The 12037-nt window shown below is 62.5% G+C and carries 9 protein-coding genes; 3 read left to right on the forward strand and 6 right to left on the reverse strand.

Features of this window, described 5'->3' with window-relative positions:
* Positions 1-168: 168 nt before the first annotated feature.
* The 4 genes from RTP54_RS15295 to RTP54_RS15310 are packed head-to-tail and all read right to left on the reverse strand — an operon-like array spanning position 169 to position 5471.
* Positions 169-1770 carry an ABC transporter ATP-binding protein gene (locus tag RTP54_RS15295; RefSeq protein WP_312363888.1) on the reverse strand — a complete coding sequence of 534 codons (1602 nt, stop codon included), beginning with the start codon at positions 1768-1770 and terminating at the stop codon, positions 169-171.
* Position 1771: 1 nt separating this feature from the next.
* Positions 1772-2902: an ABC transporter permease subunit gene (locus RTP54_RS15300; protein ID WP_312363889.1), complete on the reverse strand. Its 1131-nt coding sequence runs from the start codon at positions 2900-2902 to the stop codon at positions 1772-1774.
* Positions 2895-3818, reverse strand: a complete 924-nt coding sequence (oppB, locus tag RTP54_RS15305; protein WP_312363890.1) for an oligopeptide ABC transporter permease OppB — start codon at positions 3816-3818, stop codon at positions 2895-2897. The genes RTP54_RS15300 and oppB overlap by 8 nt, the downstream gene beginning before the upstream one ends.
* A gap of 54 nt (positions 3819-3872) precedes the next feature.
* A complete protein-coding gene (locus RTP54_RS15310; RefSeq protein WP_112809523.1) occupies positions 3873-5471 on the reverse strand; it encodes a peptide ABC transporter substrate-binding protein in 1599 nt (532 codons plus the stop codon).
* A gap of 752 nt (positions 5472-6223) precedes the next feature.
* Here RTP54_RS15310 and fba point away from each other — a divergent pair.
* The gene (gene fba, locus RTP54_RS15315) at positions 6224-7267 is read left to right on the forward strand and encodes a class II fructose-bisphosphate aldolase (protein WP_312363891.1); all 1044 of its coding nucleotides are present in this window, start codon (positions 6224-6226) and stop codon (positions 7265-7267) included.
* 21 nt (positions 7268-7288) lie between these two features.
* Here the strand turns inward: fba and RTP54_RS15320 are convergent, their stop codons facing one another.
* Positions 7289-8101, reverse strand: a complete 813-nt coding sequence (locus tag RTP54_RS15320; RefSeq protein ID WP_312363892.1) for a cupin domain-containing protein — start codon at positions 8099-8101, stop codon at positions 7289-7291.
* Between the two features lie 229 nt (positions 8102-8330).
* Here RTP54_RS15320 and RTP54_RS15325 point away from each other — a divergent pair, with 229 nt between their 5' ends.
* Both RTP54_RS15325 and RTP54_RS15330 read left to right on the forward strand, forming a co-directional pair.
* Positions 8331-9599 (forward strand): 4-aminobutyrate--2-oxoglutarate transaminase, encoded by a 1269-nt coding sequence (locus tag RTP54_RS15325; RefSeq protein ID WP_112815299.1) that lies wholly within the window; start codon positions 8331-8333, stop codon positions 9597-9599.
* A 137-nt stretch (positions 9600-9736) separates the two neighbouring features.
* A complete protein-coding gene (locus RTP54_RS15330) occupies positions 9737-11212 on the forward strand; it encodes an NAD-dependent succinate-semialdehyde dehydrogenase (protein WP_312363893.1) in 1476 nt (491 codons plus the stop codon).
* Between the two features lie 23 nt (positions 11213-11235).
* Here RTP54_RS15330 and fabI read toward each other — a convergent pair whose 3' ends face one another.
* A complete protein-coding gene (gene fabI / locus RTP54_RS15335) occupies positions 11236-12021 on the reverse strand; it encodes an enoyl-ACP reductase FabI (RefSeq protein WP_112809528.1) in 786 nt (261 codons plus the stop codon).
* Positions 12022-12037 lie beyond the last annotated feature (16 nt).

Genomic DNA, 12037 nt, shown 5'->3' on the forward strand with positions numbered 1-12037 from the left:
GTCTCTCCGTAGATTGTCGGATGTCGCTGAACGGCGATGTATGGCACGACACCAGGCAAGATAGACAAGCTGGCGCGGTCGATCTACCCGAGATCGGCATGGCAGCGACCGCAACCGAAAACGGGGACGCGATCGCTCGCATCCCCGCCGACGATGATGGCAATCGGGTCAGACGTTGAATGCCGCTCCGATCAACGTTCTGGTGTAAGGTTCCTTCGACGCATCGAAGATGCCGTCGGTATCGCCTTCCTCGACGATCTTGCCGTTCTTCATGACGATCACGTAGTCCGACATCGCCTTCACCACCGACAGATCGTGGCTGATGAAGATGTAGGACAGGCCGTGCGAGCGCTGCAGGTCGCGCAGAAGCTCGATCACCTGGCCCTGAACAGAGCGGTCCAGTGCCGATGTCGGCTCATCGAGGATGACGACCTTCGGCTTCAGGATCATGGCGCGGGCAATGGCAATGCGCTGCCGCTGGCCACCCGAAAACTCGTGCGGATAGCGATTGCGCGACGCAGGGTCGAGCCCCACTTCCTTCAGGGCCTCGATAGCGCGGCGGTCGCGATCGGCACGGCTGAGCGCCGGCTCGTGCACGTGCAGGCCCTCGGTGATGATTTCACCGACGGTGCGGCGTGGCGACAGCGAACCATAGGGGTCCTGGAACACCAGCTGCAGCGCCTTGCGGAGCGGACGCATCTGGCCGCGGTCGTAGCCCGAGATATCGGTCGTGCCGAATCGGTAGTAACCGCTGCTCGGCAGGAGCCGCAGCAATGCCCGCCCGAGCGTCGACTTGCCCGAACCGGATTCGCCGACGACGCCGATCGTCTGGCCTTCGCGGAGCTTCAAGGTCACCTTGTCGACGGCGCGGAAGACGGCGTTGCCGCGGGTGAAGAAGCCGCCGCCGATCGCGTAGTCGACCGAGACGTCCCGACCTTCCAGGATGATCGGCGCATTGTCGGCCGGCGGCGCCTTGCGACCGCTCGGCTCAGCGGCAAGCAGCATCTTCGTGTAGTCTGCCTTCGGCCGCTCGAAGATGTCAGCCGTCGTTCCCTGCTCCACAACTTCGCCACGGCGCATCACCGCGACCCGTTCGGCGAAGTGCTTGACGATGCCGAGGTCGTGCGTGATCAGCACGATCGCCATGCCGAACCGCTTCTGCAGCGACTTCAGCAGATCGAGGATCTGGGCCTGGATCGTCACGTCGAGTGCCGTCGTCGGCTCGTCGGCGATCAGCAGATCCGGTTCGTTGGCGAGCGCCATCGCGATCATCACGCGCTGCCGCTGGCCACCCGAAAGCTCGTGCGGATAGCTGTCGATGCGCCGTGCCGGTTCCGGAATGCCCACCAGTTCGAGCAGTTCCAGCACGCGCTTGCGCGCCTGCTTGAACGTGCCGCCTCGGTGATGCACGATTGGTTCGGCGATCTGCCGCCCGATCGTGTAGAGCGGATCGAGCGACGTCATCGGTTCCTGGAAGATCATGGTGATCTTGGAACCGCGCACGCCGTTGAGCGCCTTGGGCGAAAGCCCGACCAGTTCCTGACCGCGGTAGCGGGCAGAGCCGGTGACGGTGCCGTTCTTGGCAAGCAGACCCATGATGCCCATCATGGTCTGGCTCTTGCCGGAGCCGGATTCACCGACCACGGCAAGCGTCTCGCCGGTGCGCACATCGAGGTCGATACCCTTGACCGCTTCGACAGTGCCGTCAGGCGTCGAAAAGTTCACCTTGAGGCCGCGAACGGCCAGGATCGTTTCGTTGGTATCAGCCATATCAGCGGTCCTTCGGGTCGAGCGCGTCGCGCAGGCCGTCACCGACGAAGTTCAGCGAGAACAGCGTCAGAACAAAGAAGATGGCCGGGAAGATCAGGAGCCAGGGCGCCGACTGGATGTTGTTGGCACCTTCCGAGATCAACGCGCCCCAGCTCGTCAGCGGCGCCTGAACGCCGAGGCCGAGGAAGGAGAGGAAGCTCTCGAGCAGGATCACCTTCGGCACCACGACGGTTACGAAGACGATGACGGGTCCGATGGTGTTCGGAATGATGTGCCGGCGGATGATCTGCCAGTCGGTCAGGCCGAGCGCCTGCGCGGCGCCGACGAACTCCCGCCGTTTGAGCGCCAGTGTCTGTCCGCGCACGATACGGGCCATATCCAGCCATTCCACCGCGCCGATCACCAGGAAGATCAGGATGAACGAGCGCCCGAAGAAGACGACGAGAACGACAACGAGGAAGACGAAGGGCAGAGAATACATGATCTCCACCAGTCGCATCATGACGTTGTCGACGCGGCCGCCGATGTAACCCGACGTCGCGCCATAGACGACGCCGATGCCGAGCGACACGAGACTGGCCAGGAGACCGACGGCGATCGAGATCTGACCACCGAGCATGACGCGCACCAGAAGGTCGCGACCGTTCGAATCGGTGCCGAACGGGAAGTACTCGCGGTTGACCTGGCCGGTCACCTTGAGGGTTCGGCCTTCTTCCTCGGTTCCGACGACCTGGGTATCGCGGAACTCGTTGGCACGGTCGAAGTAGCGCGTCGCGCGGGCATCGATCGGCTGTTCCGACGTGATCGTCGCGGTGAAGGTTTCACCGTCGATCTTGAACTCCTTGAGCGTGACGCGAGCACGCGTCGCAATCCCTTCCATGACCCCTTGCAGCGTGGACGTATCCGGGCGCGGCTCGAGGCTTGGACCGATGTTCACGTAGGACGGAAACACCTGGTCGTAGGTGTGCGGCACGAACAGCGGGCCCAGGAACGAGAAGATCGCAATCAGGGCCAGCATGATGCAGCCCGCCATGGCCGCACGGTTGCGCTTGAAGCGCATGGCGGCCAGCTGGAAGAGGCTGCGCCCCTTGGTTTCCGGCGTCACCACCAGTGTCTGGACGATATCAGTCATGGCGAACCCTCGGATCGAGCAGGCCGTAGAGAATGTCGACCAAAAGATTGAAGACGATAACGAAGATGGCGACCAGAATAACCGTGCCCATCACCAGCGTGTAGTCGCGGTTGATCGCTCCGAGGACGAAGTAGCGACCGACGCCCGGAATGGTGAAGATCGTCTCGACCACGGCCGAGCCGGTCAGCAACGCCGCCGCGCACGGTGCGAGGTAGGAGACGACGGGCAGCATCGCCCCGCGCATGGCGTGGGTGATGACGACGGTCCTTGCCGGAAGGCCGTAGGCCTTGGCGGTGCGGATATGGTCGGTGTGCAGCGCCTCGATCATCGAGCCGCGGGTGAGACGCGCGAAGACGGCCAACTGCGGCAAGGCCAGCGCGATCATCGGCAGGATCAGGAAGCGCATCGAGCCGTCACCCCAGCCGCCGGCTGGCAACCAGGCCAGAAGGATGGCAAAGATCAGAGTCAGGACGGGACCGACGACGAAGTTCGGCACGGTGACGCCAAGCGTCGAGACCGACATGATCGTGAAGTCGAGGATACTGTTTTGCCTCAGCGCCGCGATCGTCCCGGCGATGACGCCGCCGATCACGGCGAACAACAGCGCGTACAGGCCGAGTTCCATCGAATAGGGCAGACCCTTGCCGATCAGTTGCGCGACGTTGTTGTCCTTGTAGATATAGCTCGGGCCAAAGTCGCCGGTCACCGCATTGCTGAGATAGTGAACGTATTGGCGCCACAGGGGCTGGTCGAGCTGATACGTCGCCATCAGGTTCGCCATGGTTTGCGGCGGAAGGGGACGCTCGAGGTTGAAGGGGCCGCCAGGGGCAAACCGCATCAGGAAAAAGGAAATGGTGACGACGATAAACAAGGTCGGCACCGCACTCGCCAATCGGCGAAGGATGAAGGAAATCATGGACGTACTCCGGAGGCGACGCGCGGGTCTTTCACCGCGCGTCGTCTCAGTTCGTTATTCGGCGACGCTCAGGAACCGGCTCAGGTGCTGGTTCGGCGAGTTGTCCTGCCAGCCCTTGACGCGGTCGGAGACCAGCCACAGGTCGGCCTGGGTCAGGAGCGGAGCGATCGGCTGTTCCTTCATCAGCAGCGCTTCGGCTTCATGCAGCAGCTTGGAGCGTGCTGCCGGATCCTGTTCCTCGTAGGACTTCTTCATCAGACCGTCGAACTCGGCGTTTTCGAAGTGGCCGTAGTTGAAGGTCTTGTTGGAGCTGAGGCTGAGAGCCAGGAAGTTCTCGGCATCGGCGTAGTCGGCAACCCAGCCGGCACGTGCGACGTTGAACTTGCCGCCTTCCTGCAGGTAGGCGTAGTGCGACGACACGTCGAGGTTCACCAGCGACACCTTGGCGCCGAAGGTGTTCTTCCACATGTCGGCAACAGCCGTTGCCACGCGCTCGTGGTTCGGGTTGGTGTTGTAGCGCAGCTCGATTTCGAGCGGCTTGCCACCTTCGCCGTAACCGGCTTCCTTCATCAGGGCGAGCGCCTTGTCTTCGCGGTCGAGCTGCGACAGCGTGCCGAACTCGGCCTTGGACGGCTCTCCGTAGCTCTCGATGCCCGGGGGCACCATCGAGTAGGCCGGCAGCTGCGAACCTGCGTAGATTTCCTTGGCAAGGAAGTCGCGGTCGACGGCCATCGAAAGCGCCTGGCGCACGCGCACGTCGCTATAGGGCTCCTGGCGGGTGTCGAAGGCGTAGTAGTAGGTCGCAAGCGTCGGCGAAACGTGGACCTGATCACCGTGCGACTTGCGCAGACGATCGAGCTGATCGGCCGAGAAGTTGTAGGCGAGGTCCATTTCCTTGGCTTCGAAGCGGCGAACCGAGGCAGCCTGGTCGTCGATCGGGTAGAAGATCACCTTGTCGAGCTTGACGTTGGCGGCGTCCCAGTAGTTGGGGTTCTTGACGGCGGTCAGGCTGTCGTTCGGAACGTGAGCGGCAAGCGTGAACGCGCCATTCGAAACCATGACGCCCGGCTTGACGAAGTCCGCGCCGTTCTTTTCGACGCTCGCCTTGCTGACCGGAAGAGCGGTCTGGTGCGCAAGCAGTTCGAGGAAGAACGGGGTCGGGCGCTCAAGGGTGATTTCGAGCGTCTTTTCGTCGACGGCCTTCATGCCGAGCTGGTCGGTCGGCAGTTCGCCCTTGTTGACCTTTTCGGCGTTCTTGATCGGGAAGAGAATGTTGGCGTAGCCAGCCGCAACCTTCGGATCTTCGACGCGGCGGAACGAGAAGACGAAATCTTCTGCCGTCACCGGCGAACCGTCGGACCACTTCGCGTCAGCGCGCAGCTTGAAGGTGTAGACCGTGCCGTCGTCCGAAAGCTCCCACGTTTCGGCTGCACCCGGGACGATCTTGCCCGAGGCGTCATAGATCGTCAGGCCTTCGTAGAGATCCTTGAGGATGAACTCTTCGATGTTGATCGACGTATGGGCCTGGTCCAGCGTCTGCGGCTCACCGGCGTTGCCACGATGCAGGACAGCTTCGGCAAGAGCCGGGCTTGCTCCGACGAGCAACGAGCCGATCAGCGCGGCGGCGCTAAGGTTGAGTTTCAGTGAGGCCATTTCGTTTCTCTCCTTCCCCTTTTTTGGGTTTGTGATCGCAGGAGAGAAGTGCAAATCTTTCTCAAACGCAAGGCGGATTCTGCAGCCCACTGCATCTTTATCTATAGAGCCACAATTTTACGAAACCACAGATTGTATTTCGTTTGCGATCCATTTCGTCGTTTTTGCGACGGCGATGTGACGCGCAGGCGACAATCCACGCCAATCTACTGCAACGTTTTAGATACGGGTCCCACGCTCCCGGCTCGCCGGCGGGAATCGGCGACAATGCAAACTTCGTGAATTCAAGACGCAGTTTACGTAATGTGCGGAAAGAAACAGGGGCTTTGCCGCAATCTTCTTGCAGGACAGCCAAAATGTGACAAAGCCGGCGTTCCCTATAGGCGTTTTCCGGCTCGGTGCAACGAGCCAATGCCGCGCGGGAAAGTGGTATTTGGCATGATTGGCTCGTCGATCCGGGGCACACCACCAGAAAGCGAAACGGTTAGATTGAAGCTGTTGCATCCAGTCCACAGTAAAATCGATTGAAGCGTCTCCCGCCCCCTCGCAGCCCGTCTGTCGCCCGTTGCCAAACCACTTTGATGAACTATTGTGCGCCTGACTTCGGTGGGCGCGACCATTTCGCACGCGTTGTCACGCCGCACGACACATCCAGCCATCGACAGGCGTCGGTGCAACCACGTGCGGTGCCTCGCCGGACCATTTTTCGTGGCGCATCAGTGTGCGTCCAAACACTATAGGGAGATTATCGAATGGCATTGATCACATTGCGGCAACTGCTCGACCATGCGGCGGAGAACGACTACGCGCTGCCGGCGTTCAATGTGAACAATCTCGAATACATTCAGGCCGTCATGCGTGCTGCCGACGCCACTGATTCTCCCGTCATCCTCCAGGCAAGCCGCGGCGCCCGCTCCTATGCCGGCGACGCCTTCCTTCGCCATCTGATCCTCGGCGCCGCCGAAGAATATCCGCATATCCCGGTGTGTCTGCATCTCGACCATGGCGACCAGCCGTCGACCTGCATCTCGGCCATCACCAACGGCTTCACCTCGGTCATGATGGACGGTTCGCTGGAAAAGGACGGCAAGACCGTCGCCAGCTATGAATACAATGTCGCCGTCACGGCGGAAGTCGTGAAGATCGCGCACGCGGCCGGCGTTTCGGTCGAAGGCGAACTCGGCTGCCTCGGCAACCTTGAGACCGGCGCCGGCGACAAGGAAGACGGCCACGGCTTCGAGGGCAAGCTGTCGCGCGAGGAACTGCTGACCGATCCGGAGCAGGCTTTCGACTTCGTCACCAAGACCGGTGTCGACGCGCTCGCAGTTGCCATCGGCACCAGCCATGGCGCCTACAAGTTTACGCGCGAGCCGGATGGCGACATTCTCTCGATCGAAACCATCGCCAAGATCAACAAGCGCCTGCCGAACACCCACCTCGTCATGCATGGTTCGTCGTCGGTTCCGAAGGATCTGCAGGATCTGTTCAACGCCTATGGCGGCAAAATGAAGCCCACGTGGGGCGTTCCGGTATCGGAAATCCAGAAGGCGATCCCGCTCGGCGTGCGCAAGGTCAATATCGACACCGACCTGCGTCTGGCCATGACCGGCACGATCCGCAAGAACTTCGTCGAAAACCCGGAGAATTTCGATCCGCGCACCTACCTGAAGCCGGCAACGGCGCTGATGACGGAAGTCTGCCGCGAACGCTTCGAAGCTTTCCGCACCGCCGGCAAGGCCTCCAAGATCCGTACGCTGCGCCTGCCGGAGATGGCAAAGCGCTACGCCGCCGCCTGATCGAAACGAAGCACGCCGTCGTCAGAATGTCGGCGGCGTGTTGATCCATAAGAGTACAGTTTCGCCGTCATGCCGGTTGGACCAGGCGTGGCGGCGTTTGCTTTCGAAGTAGAGCGAATCGCCGACATCGAGGTCGTAGAATTGGTCGTTGTCGAGAATGAACTCGACCCGTCCCGAAAGCACATAGACGAATTCCTCGCCCTCATGCCGATAGGCGCCCTCGCTCGACGCGCCGGGCTCGAGCACGAAGCGGTGGCAATCCATCTGGTTGCGGCCATCGGCAAGCAGTTGCACGGTGACGCCAGGCGTGGTCTTCGGCCAGGCGCGCCACTCTCCAGCGCGAACGACGGCGCGGGTATCGGCCTCGGCCTCACCCGACAGGCTCGAGACCGTCGTTCCGAAATACTCAGCGATATTGTGCAGAACCGCGACCGATACGCCCTGAGACGTGCGCTCCAGTGTCGAGAGCGCGGAGGCGGCAATGCCGATTTCGCCGGCGACCAGTTCCAGGGTCTGGCCGGCGGCGTGCCGTAGACTGCGCAGCTTCCGGCCGACCTGATTGTCGATGCCGTTGTCACCTGGCGCCGGCGCGTCGTCGTCCCCGCCACCTTCGGCTTCGAGCGCCTCCCGGATGGCTGCGGGATTAAGTCCCCGTTCGACCCGGAACCAGGAGATCCGCTTCAGTCGCGCGAGATCACCCTCCGTATACTGCCGGTGGCCCGTGAGCGAACGCTCCGGCACAACCAGTCCTTGCGTCTCCCACAATCGGAGCGTCGAGGCGGAGACGCCCGCCAATCGTGCCGCCTCTGCAACTTTGTAGCGCACGCCGCCCATTTTCCGCTTCCCTATCTGTCTGCGCACGGCGGCACGAATCTGCGCCGCGCTCGCGCGCCGTCGAACTTACCCGCCCGCCATCGCCTTTTACAAGAATGCCCCATCAGCCGCGGTGTTCTCTCGATCACCAAATTTGATTTGCATTCCATTTTGAAAGATGTACCACTTCCCGAATAATCTTGCAGAAAAAATGCAATATATTGCCTCCGCCAGCAACAGGACACGCGCCATGACTAGCCTCACCGATCGTAAGAACGCTGCCATATCCCGCGGCGTGGGCATGACCACGCAGATCTACGCAGACCGTGCGGAGAACGCCGAGATCTGGGACAAGGAAGGCAACCGCTACATCGACTTCGCCTCCGGTATCGCCGTCGTCAACACCGGCCATCGCCATCCGAAGGTGATCGAGGCCGTTAAGGCGCAGCTCGATCGTTTCACCCATACCTGCCACCAGGTCGTGCCCTACGAGACCTATGTGCATCTCGCAGAGCGCCTCAACGCGTTGGCGCCCGGCGACTTTGCAAAGAAGACGATCTTCGTCACGACCGGCGCTGAGGCCGTCGAAAACGCGGTGAAGATCGCCCGCGCAGCGACCGGCCGCCAGGCGGTGATCGCATTCGGCGGCGGCTTCCACGGCCGCACCTTCATGGGCATGGCACTCACCGGCAAGGTGGTCCCATACAAGGTTGGGTTCGGCGCCATGCCCGGCGACGTCTTCCACGCCCCCTTCCCGATCGAGCTTCACGGCATCACCGTCGAGCAGTCGCTTGCGGCGCTGAAGAAGCTTTTTGCCGCCGATGTCGATCCGGGCCGCGTTGCCGCAATCATCATCGAGCCGGTGCAGGGTGAAGGCGGCTTCTATCCGGTTCCGGCCGCCTTCATGAAGGCGTTGCGCGAGATCTGCGACCAGCACGGCATCCTCCTGATTGCCGATGAGGTCCAGACGGGCTTTGCCCGCACCGGCAAGATGTTCGCGATGGATCACCATGAGGTCGCGGCCGACCTGATGACGATGGCAAAGAGCCTGGCCGGCGGCTTTCCGCTTGCGGCCGTTACCGGCCGCGCCGAAATCATGGACGCGCCGGCGCCAGGCGGCCTCGGCGGCACCTATGGCGGTAACCCGCTCGGCGTTGCGGCAGCCCATGCCGTGCTCGACGTCATCGCCGAGGAGAAGCTTTGTGAACGCGCCGAACAGCTCGGCGGCCGCCTGAAGCAACGCCTCGCCGCCATCCGCGAGCAGGCACCCGAGATCGTCGACATCCGCGGCCCCGGCTTCATGAACGCCGTCGAATTCAACGATGTGAAGACCAATCTGCCGAGCGCCGACTTTGCCAACAAGGTCCGTCTGATCGCACTCGACAAGGGACTGATCCTTTTGACGTGCGGCGTGCACGGCAATGTCATCCGCTTCCTGGCTCCGATCACCATCCAGGACGAGGTGTTCGCTGAGGCACTCGACATCCTCGAAGCATCGATCCTCCAAGCGCGCGGTTGACGCTTCGCCGGGCGACCGCTAACGCGGTTGTCCGGGCCGTTGAAATGGCTCCGGGCGTCGGGAGGAACGACGCCCGCAAGAACAAACAGGAAGCGGGCCGGTCGGCATGCGACGGGCATCGCTGGAGGATGCCCATCATGACCCTGACACCCGCTTTGACCAAACACCTGCGCGATGCCGGCCTCTTTGCCGCGCTGGACGGCGTTGCGCATGCGCAGGGGACCTGGGCAGGCGAGACCTTCGACGTCTTCAATCCGTCGACAGGCGAACTTTTGGCGACCCTGCCGGATATGGGCATCGAACAGGCAAGTGCTGCAATCGACGCCGCCGCTGCCGCGCAAAGCCTTTGGGCGGCGAAGCCGGCCAAGGACAGAAGCGCCGTGCTGCGCCGCTGGCACGACTTGATCGTCGCCCATGCGGACGATCTGGCAGCCATCCTGACTGCCGAAATGGGCAAGCCGGTCGCAGAATCGAAGGGCGAAGTGCTGCATGCCGCCGCCTATGTCGAATGGTACGCCGAAGAGGCAAAGCGCATCTACGGCGAAACATTTCCAGCGCCGGCCAATGACCGGCGCATGCTTGTCATCAAACAGCCCGTCGGTGTCGTCGGCACGATCACACCATGGAATTTCCCGGCCTCGATGGTCGCCCGCAAGATCGCCCCGGCGCTCGCCGCCGGCTGCGCCATCGTGTTGAAGCCGGCCGAACAGACGCCGCTCGTCGCCGGCGCCATGTTCGTGCTCGCCGAGAAAGCCGGTTTCCCGGCTGGCGTCGTCAACCTGCTGTACGCGTCCGAGGGCGCCGCAATCGGCCGCGAGCTTTGCAGCAATCCCAAGGTACGCAAGATCAGCTTTACCGGATCGACCGAGGTCGGCCGCTTGCTGATGCGCCAGTGCTCCGATCAAATCAAGAAGGTGAGCCTGGAGCTCGGCGGCAACGCGCCCTTCATCGTCTTCGACGACGCCGATATCGACGAGGCCGTCGATGGCGCGGTGCAGGCGAAGTTCCGCAATGCCGGCCAGACCTGCGTTTCGGCAAACCGCATATACGTACAGGCGGCCGTCCACGATGCCTTTGCCGAGAAGTTCGTCGCCCGCGTGGCCGAACTCTCGGTCGGCGACGGCTTTTCCGCCGGCGTCACCATCGGCCCCATGATCGACCGGCACGCCATCGAGAAGATCGAAGCCCATGTCGCCGACGCCACGTCGAAGGGCGCAAGGGTGCGCGCCGGTGGTCGTCGTATCGGCACATCAGGCACCTTCTTCGAGCCGACGGTGCTGACCGGCATCACGACCGACATGCGCGTCGCGCAGGAAGAGACCTTCGGCCCGATCGCCCCGATCATCCGCTTCGAGACCGCCGAGCAGGTGATCGCCGAGGCAAACGACACGATCTACGGCCTTGCCGCCTATTTCTACGCCGAGAACCTCAAGCGCGTGTGGCACGTGGCCGAGGCCCTCGAATACGGCATGGTCGGCATCAACACCGGCCGCATGTCTTCCGAGGCTGCCCCCTTCGGCGGTATCAAGCAATCCGGCATCGGTCGCGAGGGCTCCCGCCACGGGCTCGAGGATTATCTCGAGATGAAATATCTCTGCATGGGCAACATCTGACGTTTGGCGCGCGGGCCTCGCGCTCAATCGATGATGTGATAGCCCCCGTCGACATAAAGCACCTGCCCCGTGATCAGACGGGCGGCGTCATGCGCAAGGAAGGCGGTGGCCGCGCCAACGTCGTCGATGTCGATGAGCTCTCGGGCCGGCGCCTTGACCTTGGTCTTTTCAAGCAGTGCGTCAAACTCCGGGATGCCGGAGGCAGCGCGCGTTGCAAGCGCGCCGGGCGAAATGGCGTGAACGCGAATGCCCTTCGGGCCGAGTTCCGCCGCGAGATAGCGCACGGCACTTTCGAGTGCCGCCTTGGCGACGCCCATGATGTTGTAGTTCTCCACCACCACCTGCGAGCCGTGATAGGTCATGGTGAAGAGCGTGCCACCGTTCTTCATCAGCGGTTCGGCCAGATGCGCCATGCGGATGAACGACCAGCAGGATATGTCCATGGTCTTCAGGAAACCCTCGCGCGGGGCGTCGACCACGCGTCCGCCAAGGGTATCCTTCGGCGAGAAGGCGATCGAGTGCACGACGAAGTCAAGTTCGCCCCAGATCCTCTCGATCTCCTCGAAAACCGCCTCCATCTGGCCGGGAATGGCCACGTCGAGCGGCAGGAAGATAGACGCCTCCAGTTCGCGCGCCAGCGGCTCCACATGGGGTCTCGCCTTGTCGTTCAGATAGGTGACGGCCACTTCGGCTCCGAAGGCACGAAAGGCGCGCGCGCAGCCCCATGCGATCGAACGGTCGTTGGCGATACCGACGACGAGCCCCTTGCGGCCATCGAGAAGCTTGGCCTTCGCTGCGGGAATGGACATGGATCGGCTCCGTTGG

Origin of the sequence: Ensifer sp. (genome assembly GCF_031989085.1) — a bacterium.
In the GTDB taxonomy this organism is placed as follows: domain Bacteria; phylum Pseudomonadota; class Alphaproteobacteria; order Rhizobiales; family Rhizobiaceae; genus Ensifer.

What these genes read in the sequence shown, in the direction of transcription:
- RTP54_RS15295 (WP_312363888.1), bottom strand. Translation starts at nt 1,770, where the DNA reads ATGGCTGATACCAACGAAACGATCCTGGCCGTTCGCGGCCTCAAGGTG.
- RTP54_RS15300 (WP_312363889.1), bottom strand. Translation starts at nt 2,902, where the DNA reads ATGACTGATATCGTCCAGACACTGGTGGTGACGCCGGAAACCAAGGGG.
- oppB (WP_312363890.1), bottom strand. Translation starts at nt 3,818, where the DNA reads ATGATTTCCTTCATCCTTCGCCGATTGGCGAGTGCGGTGCCGACCTTG.
- RTP54_RS15310 (WP_112809523.1), bottom strand. Translation starts at nt 5,471, where the DNA reads ATGGCCTCACTGAAACTCAACCTTAGCGCCGCCGCGCTGATCGGCTCG.
- fba (WP_312363891.1), top strand. Translation starts at nt 6,224, where the DNA reads ATGGCATTGATCACATTGCGGCAACTGCTCGACCATGCGGCGGAGAAC.
- RTP54_RS15320 (WP_312363892.1), bottom strand. Translation starts at nt 8,101, where the DNA reads ATGGGCGGCGTGCGCTACAAAGTTGCAGAGGCGGCACGATTGGCGGGC.
- RTP54_RS15325 (WP_112815299.1), top strand. Translation starts at nt 8,331, where the DNA reads ATGACTAGCCTCACCGATCGTAAGAACGCTGCCATATCCCGCGGCGTG.
- RTP54_RS15330 (WP_312363893.1), top strand. Translation starts at nt 9,737, where the DNA reads ATGACCCTGACACCCGCTTTGACCAAACACCTGCGCGATGCCGGCCTC.
- fabI (WP_112809528.1), bottom strand. Translation starts at nt 12,021, where the DNA reads ATGTCCATTCCCGCAGCGAAGGCCAAGCTTCTCGATGGCCGCAAGGGG.